At 57.8% G+C, this 14,370-nt stretch carries 16 protein-coding genes; 9 read left to right on the top strand and 7 right to left on the bottom strand.

Annotated elements, in window-relative coordinates:
* Window positions 1-276 precede the first annotated feature (276 nt).
* Together M2416_RS20225 and pabB are read right to left on the bottom strand one after the other, a co-directional pair.
* Window positions 277-855 carry a CoA pyrophosphatase gene (locus tag M2416_RS20225; RefSeq protein ID WP_045859150.1) on the bottom strand — a complete coding sequence of 193 codons (579 nt, stop codon included), beginning with the start codon at window positions 853-855 and terminating at the stop codon, window positions 277-279.
* Between the two features lie 3 nt (window positions 856-858).
* Window positions 859-2,214, bottom strand: a complete 1,356-nt coding sequence (gene pabB / locus M2416_RS20220) for an aminodeoxychorismate synthase component 1 (RefSeq protein ID WP_259226423.1) — start codon at window positions 2,212-2,214, stop codon at window positions 859-861.
* A gap of 87 nt (window positions 2,215-2,301) precedes the next feature.
* Here pabB and M2416_RS20215 point away from each other — a divergent pair, with 87 nt between their 5' ends.
* The gene (locus tag M2416_RS20215) at window positions 2,302-2,496 is read left to right on the top strand and encodes a YoaH family protein (protein WP_076947358.1); all 195 of its coding nucleotides are present in this window, start codon (window positions 2,302-2,304) and stop codon (window positions 2,494-2,496) included.
* Here the strand turns inward: M2416_RS20215 and M2416_RS20210 are convergent, their stop codons facing one another.
* Window positions 2,497-2,841 (bottom strand): RidA family protein, encoded by a 345-nt coding sequence (locus tag M2416_RS20210; protein WP_041146187.1) that lies wholly within the window; start codon window positions 2,839-2,841, stop codon window positions 2,497-2,499. It abuts the gene before it with no gap.
* Between the two features lie 195 nt (window positions 2,842-3,036).
* Between M2416_RS20210 and M2416_RS20205 the strand changes: the two genes are divergently transcribed.
* The 5 genes from M2416_RS20205 to rnd all read left to right on the top strand — a co-directional run bounded on the left by M2416_RS20205 (window position 3,037) and on the right by rnd (window position 9,483).
* Complete coding sequence (locus tag M2416_RS20205) at window positions 3,037-4,947, top strand: ATP-dependent DNA helicase (protein ID WP_259226422.1); 1,911 nt, start codon at window positions 3,037-3,039, stop codon at window positions 4,945-4,947.
* Between the two features lie 67 nt (window positions 4,948-5,014).
* Window positions 5,015-5,710, top strand: coding sequence for a tRNA (adenosine(37)-N6)-threonylcarbamoyltransferase complex dimerization subunit type 1 TsaB (gene tsaB / locus M2416_RS20200; protein WP_259226421.1), 696 nt, complete (start codon window positions 5,015-5,017; stop codon window positions 5,708-5,710).
* Window positions 5,711-5,748: 38 nt separating this feature from the next.
* Window positions 5,749-6,351 carry a Slp family lipoprotein gene (locus M2416_RS20195; RefSeq protein WP_159235723.1) on the top strand — a complete coding sequence of 201 codons (603 nt, stop codon included), beginning with the start codon at window positions 5,749-5,751 and terminating at the stop codon, window positions 6,349-6,351.
* 219 nt (window positions 6,352-6,570) lie between these two features.
* Window positions 6,571-8,256, top strand: coding sequence for a long-chain-fatty-acid--CoA ligase FadD (gene fadD, locus M2416_RS20190; RefSeq protein WP_259226420.1), 1,686 nt, complete (start codon window positions 6,571-6,573; stop codon window positions 8,254-8,256).
* Between the two features lie 81 nt (window positions 8,257-8,337).
* The gene (gene rnd, locus M2416_RS20185) at window positions 8,338-9,483 is read left to right on the top strand and encodes a ribonuclease D (protein WP_259226488.1); all 1,146 of its coding nucleotides are present in this window, start codon (window positions 8,338-8,340) and stop codon (window positions 9,481-9,483) included.
* A 67-nt stretch (window positions 9,484-9,550) separates the two neighbouring features.
* Here the strand turns inward: rnd and minE are convergent, their stop codons facing one another.
* Genes minE through minC form a run of 3 tightly spaced genes read right to left on the bottom strand, consistent with a single transcriptional unit; the run spans window position 9,551 to window position 11,358 of the window.
* Window positions 9,551-9,820: a cell division topological specificity factor MinE gene (minE, locus tag M2416_RS20180; RefSeq protein WP_041146181.1), complete on the bottom strand. Its 270-nt coding sequence runs from the start codon at window positions 9,818-9,820 to the stop codon at window positions 9,551-9,553.
* Between the two features lie 3 nt (window positions 9,821-9,823).
* Window positions 9,824-10,636 carry a septum site-determining protein MinD gene (gene minD / locus M2416_RS20175; protein WP_041146180.1) on the bottom strand — a complete coding sequence of 271 codons (813 nt, stop codon included), beginning with the start codon at window positions 10,634-10,636 and terminating at the stop codon, window positions 9,824-9,826.
* Between the two features lie 23 nt (window positions 10,637-10,659).
* Window positions 10,660-11,358 carry a septum site-determining protein MinC gene (minC, locus tag M2416_RS20170; protein ID WP_128877851.1) on the bottom strand — a complete coding sequence of 233 codons (699 nt, stop codon included), beginning with the start codon at window positions 11,356-11,358 and terminating at the stop codon, window positions 10,660-10,662.
* 126 nt (window positions 11,359-11,484) lie between these two features.
* Between minC and M2416_RS20165 the strand changes: the two genes are divergently transcribed.
* From M2416_RS20165 to M2416_RS20155, 3 genes are all read left to right on the top strand, one after another.
* Complete coding sequence (locus tag M2416_RS20165) at window positions 11,485-11,763, top strand: YcgL domain-containing protein (RefSeq protein WP_076947364.1); 279 nt, start codon at window positions 11,485-11,487, stop codon at window positions 11,761-11,763.
* Between the two features lie 92 nt (window positions 11,764-11,855).
* On the top strand, window positions 11,856-12,515 hold the full coding sequence (locus tag M2416_RS20160) for a fumarylacetoacetate hydrolase family protein (RefSeq protein ID WP_259226419.1): 660 nt from the start codon (window positions 11,856-11,858) through the stop codon (window positions 12,513-12,515).
* Between the two features lie 93 nt (window positions 12,516-12,608).
* Entirely contained in the window at window positions 12,609-13,055 is a 447-nt protein-coding gene (locus M2416_RS20155; protein ID WP_041146176.1) for a YcgN family cysteine cluster protein, read from the top strand.
* Between the two features lie 26 nt (window positions 13,056-13,081).
* On the opposite strand, the gene M2416_RS20150 is transcribed toward M2416_RS20155, so the two are convergent.
* Window positions 13,082-14,365 (bottom strand): site-specific integrase, encoded by a 1,284-nt coding sequence (locus M2416_RS20150; RefSeq protein WP_259226418.1) that lies wholly within the window; start codon window positions 14,363-14,365, stop codon window positions 13,082-13,084.
* Between the last annotated feature and the right edge of the window lie 5 nt (window positions 14,366-14,370).

The raw sequence follows: 14,370 nt of genomic DNA, 5'->3' as shown, positions 1-14,370 counted from the left end.
TAACACTCCAGTACAGGGTTGCCGCGGCTGCGGCAACGATGTGATAACTGCGCATAGTGTAAGAGGGAACCGTAGCATCAGCTTAACTATTCACATGAATTAAACTAATGGATAACCATCAATTTACTAATGTTGAGAGCGCCGTCATATTTAAGTATATACCCTAAATAACGGGCCCGACGGGGGAGCCGCAAGAAGGGGTCGCAAAGGGCTGTGCGGGGGAGTTCGGTGAGGGAACGCTGCCGCAAGGAGGGCTGCGCAAAGTCGATTAAGGCGTCAGGGCTTGACGCCGATTTGCAGGGCCAGCTCGCGGATAATCCCCGCGGTCATTCCCCAGACAAAATAATGCTGATACCAGGAAAGCCAGACCCGATGCGAGTTGCCGCGGCGATGAACATCCAGAGGATGATAGCGGCCCAGGCGCAGCGCTTCGGCCAGCGGCATTTCAAAGACCGCCGCCACCTCATCCTGGCTGGCGTGATAGCGCAGGTTTGGCGGAATGATCCCCACGACCGGGGTGACCTGAAAGCCGGTCACGCTATCCACCGGCGGCAGAACGCCGATGATTTCCACCTGTTCAGGGGGAATAGCCACCTCTTCCTGCGCCTCGCGGAGCGCGGCGGCAATCAGCGACGCGTCGCTGTTATCGACCGCACCGCCCGGGAAGGCCACCTGGCCGGCGTGCTTACGCATCCGCGGCGAGCGCTGGGTAAGCAGCAGCCCCGGCTGCGGGCGACGGACAATCGGTACCAGCACCGCGGCCTGGCGCTGATTGAGGGCGCCTTGCGAAGGCTGCGGGCGCAGTAATTGAAAGCGCGAAAGAAAGTCGTCCAGCTCAAAGGCGCTATCCGCCATATCTTAACTCTCCAGTTGGTGCAGAATGCGGTTAACTTTATCAAAGGTTTCCTGGTATTCAGCGTCTTCTTCGCTATCTGCGACAATCCCGCCGCCCGCAGAGCAGTATAGCTGCCCCTGCCACGCCGTCAGCGTGCGGATCGTAATGCTGGTGTCCATATTCCCGCACAGGCTGAGATAGCCGATGCTGCCGCACCACGCGTTGCGCCGCTGCGGCTCCAGGCTATCGATAATTTGCATCGCGCGCACCTTGGGGGCGCCGGTAATGGAGCCGCCGGGAAACGCCGCGCGCAGCAGGTCGCTGGCGTGAAGATCGGCCGGTAGCCTGGCGGTAATGGTGCTGACCAGATGGTGGACCGCCGGGAACGGCTCAACGACGAAGAGCTCGGGTACGCGAACGCTGCCGGGCTCGGCCACCCGGCCAATATCGTTGCGCATCAAATCGACGATCATCAAATTTTCAGCGCGATCCTTCGGCGAGTTAGCCAGCCTTTCTGCCTGGCGGGCGTCCTGCTGCGGATCGGCCAGCCGCGGTAGGGTGCCTTTAATCGGCCGGGTCTGGATTTCACCCTGATGGAGCCGGATAAAACGCTCCGGAGAGAGGCTCAGCACCGCGCCGTCATCGAGGCGAATAAAGGCGCTGAACGGGGCTCTGTTAGCGCGGTTCAGCTGGCAAAATGCCTGCCACTCGTCGCCCTGATAGCGGGCCTGGAAGCGCTGGGCCAGGTTGACCTGGTAGCAGTCACCGCTCTGCAGCCACGCCTGTACCTGGCGAAATTTCTCGCCGTACTGCTCGCGGCTCATGTTAGAGCACCAGGCCGAGGTCAGGCTAAAAGGGGCCGCCGCTGGGGCAGCTTGTGCCGTCAGCCAGCGCAGGCGCGCGTGGGGATCGTCGTAGCTCAGCAGAGAGACTTCACGCCGCTGGTGATCGACGATCAGCGCCCAGTCGTAAATACCGACCGCCATATCCGGCAGGGCAATATCGGCGTCGGCGTGAGACGGCAGCTTCTCGAAGCGGCGCCCCAGATCGTAGCCGAACAGCCCCAGCGCGCCGCCAAGGAACGGCAGGTGCGGATGGGCCTGCGGCGCGAGTCCACACTGCGCCAGCTGCTGCGCCACTATTGTTAGCGGATCGTCAGCCGAAGTCGTCAACGTTTGGCGGTCATTCACCGTGGTGATACCGCCGCGGGTCGTCAGCGTTGCGCGCGGCTCGGCGACGATAATATCAAAACGGTTGTGCGGATGATCGGCAAAGCCTGAGTGCAGCAGCATCGCCCAGGGCGCTGCGCTTATCGGCGCAAAGTAGCGCTCGGCGGCATCCGGATGCCAGGGCAGGGTAATAATAGCGGGGGACAACATCTTCCTCGATCCTGATCGTTACCGCCCGCTGGCTAATAAGGGGACGGCGTGAAATAATTACGCCCCACAATGTAGCAGGAGTCAGATATGTTTGCAGGTTTACCTTCGCTGAGCCACGAGCAGCAGCAAAAAGCAGTAGAGCGTATCCAGGAGCTGATGTCGCAGGGGATGAGCAGCGGTGAGGCGATTAGCCTGGTGGCCAATGAACTGCGCGCCACGCATACCGGGGACCGGATTGTAGCGCGCTTTGAAGATGATGAAGACGAAGACGACGACGCGTAATCAGACAGCGGCGATAATTTTAATTTCGACTTTGTATTCTGCTTTCATCAGCGCGGCCTGTACGGTGCAGCGAACCGGCGCGTGACCGGCAACAACCCAGGCGTCCCAGGCTCTGTTCATCGCGGCAAAATCACTTTTGTCCGCAAGGAAAATGGTGGCGTCGAGAATACGCGACTTGTTGCTGCCCTGTTTCTCAAGCACCGCGTCAATCTGCGCCAGGGTATTGGCGGTTTGCTCTTCGGCACCCGCGTCGAGATTTGCCGGCACGCCGGTGTAGTACAGCGTCTGGTTGTGGATCACCACATCAGACCAGCGGGCTTCCGCATCGATACGCGTAATAGTCATTTCAGTTTCCTCTCAATCCAATGAATTTCAGGCGGCGTTGCCGGCAGAACCGGCGCGGGAACCGCCCGAAAGACGACGGGTATATCCGTTTGACGGGGGGCAAGACTGCCATAATGTTCCGCTCGCGTCACTACCCGGGCTGGTGAAAAGAGCTCCTCCCTGACATAATCACTGTCCAAATAACCAGGGGGCATTGTGATCGACGATTTTGCAGCAGACGGCCAGTTGGCCAACGCGATTCCGGGATTCAAACCGCGCGAACCGCAGCGCCTGATGGCGGTGGCGGTGACGCAGGCTATTGAGGAAACGCGGCCTCTGGTGGTTGAAGCGGGGACCGGAACCGGTAAAACCTACGCCTACCTGGCGCCCGCGCTGCGGGCCAACAAAAAGGTGATTATCTCCACCGGCTCGAAGGCGCTGCAGGATCAGCTCTACAGCCGCGACCTGCCTACCGTCGCTACGGCGCTGAAATTTACCGGTAAGCTGGCGCTGCTGAAAGGGCGGTCGAACTACCTGTGCCTGGAGCGTCTCGAGCAGCAGGCGCTGGCCGGGGGCGATCTGCCGGTGCAGGTTCTGAGCGATGTCATCCTGCTGCGATCGTGGTCTAACCAAACGATTGACGGCGACGTCAGCACCTGCGTCAGCGTGGCGGAGGACTCGCAGGCCTGGCCGCTGGTCACCAGCACCAACGACAACTGCCTTGGCAGCGATTGCCCGCTGTACAAAGAGTGCTTCGTGGTTAAAGCGCGTAAAAAGGCGATGGATGCCGACGTGGTGGTGGTCAACCATCATCTGTTCCTCGCCGATATGGTGGTTAAAGAGAGCGGCTTCGCTGAGCTCATCCCCGAAGCTGAAGTGATGATCTTCGATGAAGCACATCAGCTGCCGGATATCGCCAGCCAGTATTTTGGCCAGTCGCTCTCCAGCCGCCAGCTGCAGGACCTGGCGAAAGACATCACCATCGCCTACCGCACCGAACTGAAAGATACCCAGCAGCTGCAAAAATGCGCCGATCGCCTGGCCCAGAGCGCGCAGGATTTTCGCCTGCAGCTCGGGGACCCCGGCTATCGCGGCAACCTGCGCGACCTGCTGGCCGATAGCCATATCCAGCGCGCGCTGCTGCTGCTCGATGACGCCCTGGAGCTCTGTTACGACGTGGCGAAGCTCTCCCTTGGGCGCTCCGCGCTGCTGGATGCCGCCTTTGAGCGGGCAACGGTCTATCGCGCGCGGCTCAAGCGGCTGAAAGAGACTAACCAGCCGGGCTTCAGCTACTGGTATGAGTGCACCTCGCGCCACTTTACGCTGGCCTTGACCCCGCTGACCGTCGCCGAAAAGTTTAAAGAAGTGATGGCGCAAAAGCCCGGCAGCTGGATTTTCACCTCGGCAACGCTGTCGGTAAATGACGATCTGCGCCACTTTACCACTCGCCTTGGGATTGAAGAGGCCGAGTCGCTGCTGCTGCCCAGCCCGTTTGATTATGCTCACCAGACGCTGCTCTGCGTGCCGCGCAATTTGCCGCTGCCGAATCAGCCCGGCGCGGCGCGTCACCTGGCGGCGATGCTCAAGCCGCTGATTGAGGCTAACGACGGGCGCTGCTTTATGCTGTGCACCTCCCACGCAATGATGCGCGACCTGGCGGAGCAGTTCCGCGCCACCATGACGCTGCCGGTTCTCCTGCAGGGGGAAACCAGCAAAGGCCAGCTGCTGCAGCAGTTCGTCAGCGCCGGTAACGCGCTGCTGGTGGCGACCAGCAGCTTCTGGGAAGGGGTCGACGTGCGCGGCGATGCCCTCTCGCTGGTGATTATCGATAAGCTCCCCTTTACCTCTCCCGACGATCCGCTGCTGAAAGCGCGAATGGAAGACTGCCGGCTGCGCGGCGGCGACCCGTTCGACGAGGTTCAGCTGCCGGATGCGGTGATCACCCTCAAGCAGGGCGTGGGGCGCCTGATCCGCGATATTGACGACCGCGGCGTGCTGGTCATTTGCGATAACCGTCTGGTGATGCGCCCCTACGGCGCGGTATTCCTCGCCAGCCTGCCCCCGGCGCCGCGAACCCGCGATATCCGCCGGGCGGTGCGCTTCCTCGCCGTGCCGCCGGTGCGGTGATCCGGCGTAAAATGTGATAAACTGCGCGCCATTTTGTCAATCTGCTATAGCGAGAGCGCGACAACCCATGCGAATTTTAGCTATCGATACCGCCACGGAGGCCTGCTCCGCGGCGCTGTGGAATGATGGCACCCTTTGTGCTCATTTTGAAATCTGCCCCCGTGAACATACGCAACGTATTCTGCCTCTGGTGCAGGATGTCCTTAACGAAAGCAACGTCCTGCTGACCGACCTGGATGCGCTGGCGTTCGGCCGCGGCCCGGGTAGCTTTACCGGCGTGCGCATCGGCATCGGCATTGCGCAGGGCCTGGCGCTCGGCGCCGAACTGCCGATGATCGGCGTTTCTACGCTGGCCACCATGGCGCAGGGCGCATGGCGTAAAACCGGCGCCACCCGCGTGCTGGCCGCCATTGATGCCCGCATGGGCGAGGTTTACTGGGCGGAATATCAGCGCGACGAACGGGGCGTCTGGCACGGCGAAGAGACCGAAGCGGTCCTCAAGCCGGAGGCCGTCAGCGAGCGTTTGCAGCAGCTGGAGGGAAGCTGGGCAACGGTTGGCACCGGCTGGCCGGCATGGCCCGATCTGGCGAAGGACTCCTCGCTGACCTTAACCCACGGCGAAATTGAGCTGCCGGCAGCGGAAGACATGCTGCCGCTGGCCTGCCATCTGCTTTCGGTTGGCAAAACCGTTGCCGTCGAGCACGCCGAGCCGGTTTATTTGCGTAACAACGTGGCCTGGAAGAAACTTCCTGGCCGTGGATGAATCTCAGTAAGCATAAGACTGAGAGAAGGAGTCGCATCATGGCGGGTCAAACTAAAGTAGTACGTTGGCTGTTGGCGGGCGCCGCTGCCGCCGCGTTAAGTGGCTGCGTTTCGGTACCGGATGCCATCAAAGGCTCTACCCCGACGCCGCAGCAGGATTTAGTGCGGGTTATGGCCGCACCGCAGCTGTACGTTGGCCAGGAAGCTCGCTTTGGCGGCAAAGTGGTCAACATCACCAATCAGCAGGGCAAAACCCGCTTAGAAATTGCCACGGTGCCGCTGGACAGCGCCGCTCGTCCCGAGCTGGGCGAGCCTTCGCGCGGGCGTATCCTCGCCGACGTTAATGGCTTCCTCGACCCGGTCGACTTCCGCGGTCACCTGGTGACGGTAGTTGGCCCGATTACCGGCGTTGTCGACGGTAAGGTTGGCGGCACACCGTACAAATTTATGCAGATGAATGCCACCGGCTATAAGCGCTGGAACGTTGTGCAGCAGGTGGTTATGCCGCCGCAGCCGATTGACCCGTGGATGGTCGGCCCGCGTCCGTGGCGCTACGGCTACGGTTATGGCGGCTGGGGCTACGGTGGAATGGGCTGGTATAACCCGGGTCCAGCGGAAGTAAGAAATGTGGTAACCGAATGATTTTGCGGTTTTTATAAGCTATTTGAAAGCTAAAAGAAACAGCGGCCTGTCCGCTGTTTCGTCATTTTTGGTCTGATAAGAAAAATAAATAGTGACGCGCTTCGCAACCTGCAAAACGCCTAATTAATAAACTGGTACGCTGAGTTAATATAATGTTAACAGAATGTTTGTTGATCAGGGGCTGTGATGACGACGAATAACTATTTCAGAGGTGATGCAGTGAAAAAGGTTTGGCTAAACCGTTATCCCGCCGATGTTCCTGCGGAGATAAATCCTGACCGCTATCAATCCCTGGTTGAATTGTTTGAACACGCCGCCACGCGCTATGCCGACCAGCCGGCGTTTATCAACATGGGCGAGGTGATGACCTATCGTAAGCTGGAGGAGCGCAGCCGCGCCTTCGCCGTTTACCTTCAGCAGGGCCTGGGTCTGCAAAAGGGCGACCGCGTGGCGCTGATGATGCCTAACCTGCTGCAGTACCCCATCGCGCTGTTCGGCATCCTGCGCGCCGGGATGATCGTGGTTAACGTCAACCCGCTGTACACGCCGCGCGAGCTTGAGCATCAGCTTAACGACAGCGGCGCTGCGGCGATTGTGATCGTCTCAAACTTTGCGCATACCCTCGAGAAGGTGGTCGATAAAACCCAGGTCAGGCACGTTATCCTGACGCGAATGGGCGATCAGCTGTCGACGGCGAAAGGGACCCTGGTTAACTTCGTCGTCAAGTATATCAAGCGGCTGGTGCCGAAATATCATCTGCCCGACGCCATTTCGTTTCGCAGCGCGCTGCAGCACGGCTACCGGATGCAGTACGTCAAACCGGAAATCGTCTGTGAAGACCTGGCGTTCCTGCAGTACACCGGCGGGACGACCGGCGTAGCGAAAGGGGCCATGCTGACCCATCGCAATATGCTGGCCAACCTTGAGCAGGTCAACGCCACCTACGGGCCGCTGCTGCACCGGGGCAAAGAGCTGGTGGTGACGGCTTTACCGCTGTACCACATTTTTGCGCTGACCATGAACTGCCTGCTGTTTATCGAGCTTGGCGGGCAGAACCTGCTGATTACCAACCCGCGGGATATTCCGGGACTGGTGAAGGAGCTGGCTAAATATCCGTTTACCGCGATGACCGGGGTCAATACCCTGTTTAACGCGCTGCTGAATAACAAAGAGTTTCAGCAGCTCGACTTCTCCACGCTGCACCTCTCCGCCGGCGGCGGGATGCCGGTTCAGCAGGTGGTGGCCGAACGCTGGGTGAAGCTCACCGGACAGTATCTGCTGGAGGGTTACGGCCTCACCGAGTGCGCGCCGCTGGTTAGCGTTAACCCGCATGATATTGACTACCACAGCGGAAGCATCGGGCTTCCGGTGCCGTCGACCGAAGCGAAGCTGGTGGACGATGACGATAACGAAGTCGCCCCGGGCGAGCCGGGCGAGCTGTGCGTGAAAGGCCCGCAGGTAATGCTGGGTTACTGGCAGCGTCCGGACGCCACCGCTGAAATCATCAAAGACGGCTGGCTGCACACCGGCGATATCGCAGTGATGGACGACGATGGTTTCCTGCGGATTGTCGATCGTAAGAAAGATATGATTCTGGTTTCCGGATTTAACGTCTACCCCAACGAAATTGAAGACGTGGTGATGCAGCACTCCGGTGTTCAGGAAGTGGCGGCGGTCGGCGTACCGTCCGGCAGCAGCGGCGAAGCGGTGAAGATTTTTGTCGTGAAGAAAGATGCGGCTCTGACGGAAGAGGCGCTGATCACCTTCTGCCGCCGCCAGCTGACGGGCTATAAGGTCCCCAAGCTGGTTGAGTTTCGTGATGAACTGCCAAAATCGAACGTCGGGAAAATTTTACGGCGAGAACTTCGTGACGAAGCTCGCGCTAAAGTAGACAATAAAGCCTGAGCTAAGAGTGAATCGCCAGACGCCGGCTAAGCCGGCGTTTTTTATGGGCGCCAGTTAAGAGAGCATGATTTGAACTATCAGATGATTACCACCAACGACGGGCTTCGCGCCGTCTGTGAAGCGGCAAGCGCGGCAGCTGCGGTTGCGCTGGATACGGAATTTGTCCGCACCCGTACCTATTATCCACAGCTGGGACTGCTGCAGCTGTTTGATGGCGAGCAGGTTTCGCTCATCGATCCGCTGGAAATCACCGATTGGGCACCGATGCGTGAACTGCTGCTGAATCAAAACGTCACCAAATACCTCCACGCCGGCAGTGAAGATCTGGAAGTGTTCCTCAACACCTTCAGCCTGATGCCGCAGCCGCTGATTGACACCCAAATTCTGGCGGCCTTCTGCGGGCGCCCGATGTCATGGGGCTTTGCCTCGATGGTCGAGGAGTACTCCGGCGTGGCGCTGGATAAGAGCGAGTCGCGTACCGACTGGCTGGCCCGCCCGCTGACCGAACGCCAGTGCGACTATGCCGCGGCGGACGTCTGGTACCTGCTGCCCATCGCCATCAGGCTGATGGCTGAAACCGAAGCCGCCGGCTGGCTGCCAGCTGCGCTGGACGAATGTCGTCTGATGCAGCAGCGCCGCCAGGAAATACAGGACCCGTCGCAGGCGTGGCGCGAGATTGGCAACGCCTGGCAGCTTCGCACCCGCCAGCTCGGCTGCCTGCAGCTGCTGGCGGAGTGGCGCCTGCGCAAAGCGCGCGATCGCGACATGGCGGTGAATTTCGTCGTGCGTGAAGAGCATCTGTGGAGCGTGGCGCGCTATATGCCCGGCAGCCTCGGCGAGCTCGATAGCCTCGGGCTGTCGGGCAGCGAAATTCGTTTTCACGGCAAAACGCTGATAAGCCTGGTGGCGAAGGCGCAGGAGCTGCCGGAAGAGGCGTTGCCTGAGCCGCTGCAAAACCTGATCGATATGCCGGGATACCGCAAGGTCTTCAAAGAGATTAAGGCGCTGGTGCAGGAAGTGAGTAGCGAAACGGGGCTGAGCGCCGAGCTGCTGGCGTCCAGAAGGCAGATTAACCAGCTGCTGAACTGGCACTGGCAGTTGAAGAGCGGAAATGCGCTGCCGGAGCTGATTTCCGGCTGGCGTAGCGAACTGATGGCCGATCGCCTGCGGGCGCTGCTCAGCGATTATCCGCGCCAGGTTACGGCAGCGCAAAGCAACGGCAAATAGCCCGGGAGATCTCCGGGCTATGCAACAAGCTGGCCCGATGGCGCGAGGCTATCGGGCGCATCCAGCGTCAGGATTTCGACTCTTCCGGTTCTGGTAAAGTCACGTTCAACTCCAGAATCGAAATATCACCGTCTCGCTGCTCCAGCTGCACGCTGACCATTTCCGGATCGATCTGCACGTACTTACAGATGACCTCCAGAATATCTTTTCGTAGCTGCGGCAGGTAATGCGGTTCAGCATCGCCGCGACGACGCTCCGCAACGATGATTTGCAGGCGCTCTTTCGCAATGTTGGCCGTGTTCTTTTTCCGCGAGAGAAAAAAGTCGAGTAATGCCATAATTTATCCTCCGAACAGGCGTTTGAGGAAACCTTTCTTCTCTTCTTCAATGAAGCGGAAAGGACGTTCTTCTCCGAGCAGACGTTCGACGGTATCGGCATAGGCCTTACCTGCGTCCGATGCATCATCCAGAATAACCGGCTCACCCTGGTTCGACGCGCGCAGCACGGACTGATCTTCCGGGATCACGCCTACCAGATTGATACGCAGGATCTCCAGTACGTCTTCCATGCTCAGCATGTCGCCCTTATTGACGCGACCTGGGTTGTAGCGGGTCAGCAGCAGGTGCTCTTTAATCGGCTCTTCACCATTTTCCGCACGGCGGGATTTGGACGCAAGAATACCGAGGATGCGGTCGGAGTCACGAACGGAGGAGACTTCCGGGTTAGTGGTGATGATGGCTTCGTCAGCGAAGTACAGCGCCATCAGCGCACCGGTTTCGATGCCTGCAGGGGAATCGCAGACAACAAAATCGAAATTCATTTTTTTCAGTTCTTCAAGAACCTTGTCTACGCCTTCGCGGGTCAGCGCGTCTTTATCACGCGTCTGGGAAGCGGGGAGGATGTAGAGGTTTTCGGTGCGCTTATCTTTGATTAACGCCTGGTTCAGCGTGGCGTCACCCTGAATAACGTTAACGAAGTCATAAACCACCCGGCGCTCGCAGCCCATGATCAGATCAAGGTTACGCAGGCCAATGTCGAAGTCGATAACGACGGTCTTCTTTCCCTTCTGGGCCAAACCAGTAGCGATGGCCGCGCTGGAGGTGGTCTTGCCAACGCCCCCTTTACCCGAAGTCACAACAATAATGCGTGCCATAGAAATTCCTTGTTAAAAAGGGACTAACTCAACGGTTGAATAGTCAAAGCGTTATCGCCCAGACGCAGACGCGCCGCTTTGCCATAAAATTCGGCCGGGATATTATCACTCAGCCAGTATTCCCCAGCGATGGACACCAGTTCCGCCGTGAGGTGTGAACAAAATATTTGGGCTTCCCTGTCGCCGCCTGCGCCTGCGAGTGCGCGACCTCGCATCGTGCCATATACATGGATATTACCGTCGGCGATAAGTTCCGCACCGGCACTCACATGGTTTGTAACAATTAGATCACAGTGTGGTGCATAAATGCGCTGACCGGAACGTACCGGCAGGTCAATCAAACGCGTTTTTGTGATCTGATTAACAACTGGTGGGGCGACAACCGGTTCTGGCGGCGCCTGACGAGGCATTTTTTCTTTCCCTTCCGTCAGTAAAGGGATCCCGGTGCGGTCGATTTCCGCTTTCAGCCGCGGGACCTTGCAGCCGCTCACGCCGATAATACGTAAACCGGTGGTGGCGATGGCTTCCTGCATGGCGCGCCAGTCGACGACATTTTCGATGCTGCTAATATTCACAACGACCGGGGCGTGACGTAAAAAAGCGGGGGCCTGGGCGATTTTGTCTTCTAACGCCTGACGAATAACCTCGGGATTTGCGTCGTGCAAATGAACGACAGATAAGGTGAAGCTACTGCCCTTAAGTTCGATTGGCGTATTTGACATCCTGGCCTTACTCAATTTGCTGTTTATCACCTGCCGAAGTGCGGTGATATTCCGAAGACTAAAAGGCATGTTATAGTCACTCATATATTGAGGCAAGTGACCACGGGTCTAATTCCGAGTAAAACTATGTTTTGTGTGATCTATCGAAGTACTAAACGTGAGCAAACCTATTTATATGTCGAAAAAAAGGACGATTTCTCACGCGTGCCCCCGGAATTAATGAGCAGCTTCGGCACGCCGAAAATGACCATGCTGCTGCCGCTCGACGGGCGTAAAAAACTGGCCGGCGCTGACCTGGAAAAAGTAAAACAGGCGTTGAGCGACCAGGGCTATTATCTGCAGATTCCTCCACCGCCTGAGAATTTACTCAAGAAGCATCTGGCGGAACAGGGGAATAATCCTTAAATAATTCAGACTGCCGGAAGGGGAACGTCGTTCGCGCCGGAGCAGCCTGAAGGAAAAGGGTATCACTCTGATTCACCCACTAAGGGGAAATAATGTACCAACATCATAACTGGCAGGGAGCATTACTGGATTTTGCGGTAAGCAAAGTCGTTTGCGTGGGCAGCAACTATGCAAACCACATCAAGGAAATGGGCAGTGCGACGCCGGAAGAACCGGTGCTGTTTATTAAACCTGAGACGGCGTTGTGCGATATCCGCCAGCCGTTGGTGCTTCCTGAAGGGCTGGGGTCGGTGCATCACGAAGTGGAGCTGGCGGTGCTGATTGGCAGCACGCTGCGTCAGGCGACCGAAGATCATGTGCTCAAAGGGATCGCGGGCTACGGCGTGGCGCTGGATCTGACCCTGCGCGATCTGCAGGGCAAGCTGAAAAAAGCCGGCCAGCCGTGGGAGAAGGCCAAGGGGTTCGACAACGCCTGCCCGATCTCCGGTTTTATTCCCGCCGCCGAATTCCACGGCGACCCGCAGAGCACCGCGCTGAGCCTGAAGGTGAACGGCGCGGTCCGCCAGCAGGGCACGACTGCCGATATGATCCATAAAATTGTGCCGCTGATTGCCTACATGTCGCGCTTCTTTACGCTGAAGGCCGGCGATGTGGTGCTGACCGGCACCCCGGAAGGCGTCGGCCCGCTGAATAGCGGCGACGAGCTCGAAGTCGGTTTTAACGGTTTCTCCCTGTCGACCCGCGTGCTGTAACCTCCTGTTGCCGCCTTCAGAGGCGGCAAAACTTGCATCGGCGTGCCAGACTGGTTATAAGGTGCACCCTGAATTGCAATGACGGACATCCCTATGAGCGAACAACTCTTCTGGCAACACAAAACGCTGGAGCAAATGACCGACGCGGAGTGGGAATCACTGTGCGACGGCTGCGGACAGTGCTGCCTGCATAAGCTGATGGATGAGGATACTGACGAAATCTATTTTACTAACGTCGCCTGCCGTCAGTTGAATATTAAAACCTGCCAGTGTCGTAACTATGAACGGCGCTTTGAGTATGAGCCGGATTGCATCAAGCTTACGCGGGACAATCTGCCGACCTTTGAGTGGCTGCCGCCGACCTGCGCCTATCGCCTGCTGGCGGAAGGCCAGCCGCTGCCGCACTGGCATCCGCTGCTGACCGGCTCGAAGGCGGCGATGCACGGCGAGCGCATTTCCGTGCGCCATATCGCGGTGAAAGAGTCCACCGTTAACGACTGGCAGGACCATATTTTAAACAAGCCTGACTGGGCGCAGTGAAAGTATGATTTATAAGGTGTTTTCCATTACATGGAAATCGCCTGGGGCATCTGTGGGGCATCGGCGTAGAAATTAGCATTAAGAATGCTCAGCTGATCGACGTTGTTATCGCTCATCCATTTGCCGTAAACGTTGTAAACCATCTGGGCTGAAGTGTGGCCCATTTGAGCTGCAATAAAGTTTGGGTTTGCCCCGGCGCTCAGAGCCCAGCATGCGTAAGTATGACGAGACTCATACGCGCGGCGATGTCTGATCCCCGCTCGCTTGAGAATGTCATTCCATGTGGCGCCAAATGACCCGGGCGCATACCAGTGTCCACCCATCCCATTTCTTGCGGTCAGCCGCGGTACGAAAACGAAAGTGCAGGCATCCACCCGAACGCGGCCAAACTCGCGCAGATGAACGTCAATCTGATGCTGCTTACCCATGCGTGTGTACGCAAGCTGGTTTTTCAGCGCCTGGATGGCTGGCTCTGTCAGATTGACAACCCGGTTACCGCTTTCAGTTTTGGGCGGCGTGAAATGCCCTTTTATGGCGATGTTCCGGCTGATGGTTATCGTGCCTTCTTTCAGGTCGATATCTTCCCATGCAAGGGCCGAGATTTCGCCATGCCGCATGCCAGTATTAATAGCCAGCACCCACAGATTACGGATCTGCTCAGACGGGCAACCATCCAACATTCTCCGATATTCGGTTTTTGTTAACGGGTCCGGATCAGCTTTGCTTTTCCTGAGCGGCGCTATCCCGGAAAATGGGGACTTATCGATGTATCCGTTCATCTCAGCAAACTTGAACATCTGGGAAAAGCAATTCAGATAAACGTTCACAGTTCTGACAGTCCTCCCTCTTTTTGCTGATCGGTTTTTCTGGTGCTTGCCACAGATTTGAAAGCCGGTTAGCAGCTCTTTGCGCACAAGCAGTACATCCTCGTTACTGAATGATCCTACTGGTTTCTCTGGTCCGAGAATTTCAGTGCATATTTTAATGTAAGAGACGTACCGATTGTGCGCATTCTCCGTTATCTCCATGCGCTTAAGCTCCAGCCATCGATCTGAAAGAATTTTCAATGTCACGCCTGGTTGGGCGAACCCAAATCTACGCAGGTTAGGCGATTGCGGGAATTGCGCGGGGTAATTGAAAGCCCCTGTTTTGACTGCATAGCAGATAGACGTACGCAATTCGCCGGCGACCTTTCTGTTTTTCGGCGTATCTGGTACGCCAAGACTTTCCCTTACCCTGACTCCCTGGTAGATAAACCACAGGCGGAGCGTGCCGCCGTGGTTTTCCACCCCTGTTGGGTATTTGATCATAACGA

Source organism: Klebsiella sp. BIGb0132, assembly GCF_024810075.1.
Classification (GTDB): domain Bacteria; phylum Pseudomonadota; class Gammaproteobacteria; order Enterobacterales; family Enterobacteriaceae; genus Klebsiella; species Klebsiella terrigena.
Note: the sequence above shows the minus strand (reverse complement) of the source record. Positions and strands in the feature narration are given on the sequence as shown.

Excerpts from the sequence above, each read along its gene's own strand:
- M2416_RS20165 (WP_076947364.1), top strand. The coding sequence starts at position 11,485 with ATGTTTTGTGTGATCTATCGAAGTACTAAACGTGAGCAAACCTATTTA.
- M2416_RS20150 (WP_259226418.1), bottom strand. The coding sequence starts at position 14,365 with ATGATCAAATACCCAACAGGGGTGGAAAACCACGGCGGCACGCTCCGC.
- M2416_RS20210 (WP_041146187.1), bottom strand. The coding sequence starts at position 2,841 with ATGACTATTACGCGTATCGATGCGGAAGCCCGCTGGTCTGATGTGGTG.
- pabB (WP_259226423.1), bottom strand. The coding sequence starts at position 2,214 with ATGTTGTCCCCCGCTATTATTACCCTGCCCTGGCATCCGGATGCCGCC.
- minC (WP_128877851.1), bottom strand. The coding sequence starts at position 11,358 with ATGTCAAATACGCCAATCGAACTTAAGGGCAGTAGCTTCACCTTATCT.
- minD (WP_041146180.1), bottom strand. The coding sequence starts at position 10,636 with ATGGCACGCATTATTGTTGTGACTTCGGGTAAAGGGGGCGTTGGCAAG.
- tsaB (WP_259226421.1), top strand. The coding sequence starts at position 5,015 with ATGCGAATTTTAGCTATCGATACCGCCACGGAGGCCTGCTCCGCGGCG.
- minE (WP_041146181.1), bottom strand. The coding sequence starts at position 9,820 with ATGGCATTACTCGACTTTTTTCTCTCGCGGAAAAAGAACACGGCCAAC.
- M2416_RS20225 (WP_045859150.1), bottom strand. The coding sequence starts at position 855 with ATGGCGGATAGCGCCTTTGAGCTGGACGACTTTCTTTCGCGCTTTCAA.
- M2416_RS20195 (WP_159235723.1), top strand. The coding sequence starts at position 5,749 with ATGGCGGGTCAAACTAAAGTAGTACGTTGGCTGTTGGCGGGCGCCGCT.
- M2416_RS20155 (WP_041146176.1), top strand. The coding sequence starts at position 12,609 with ATGAGCGAACAACTCTTCTGGCAACACAAAACGCTGGAGCAAATGACC.
- M2416_RS20215 (WP_076947358.1), top strand. The coding sequence starts at position 2,302 with ATGTTTGCAGGTTTACCTTCGCTGAGCCACGAGCAGCAGCAAAAAGCA.
- M2416_RS20160 (WP_259226419.1), top strand. The coding sequence starts at position 11,856 with ATGTACCAACATCATAACTGGCAGGGAGCATTACTGGATTTTGCGGTA.
- rnd (WP_259226488.1), top strand. The coding sequence starts at position 8,338 with ATGATTACCACCAACGACGGGCTTCGCGCCGTCTGTGAAGCGGCAAGC.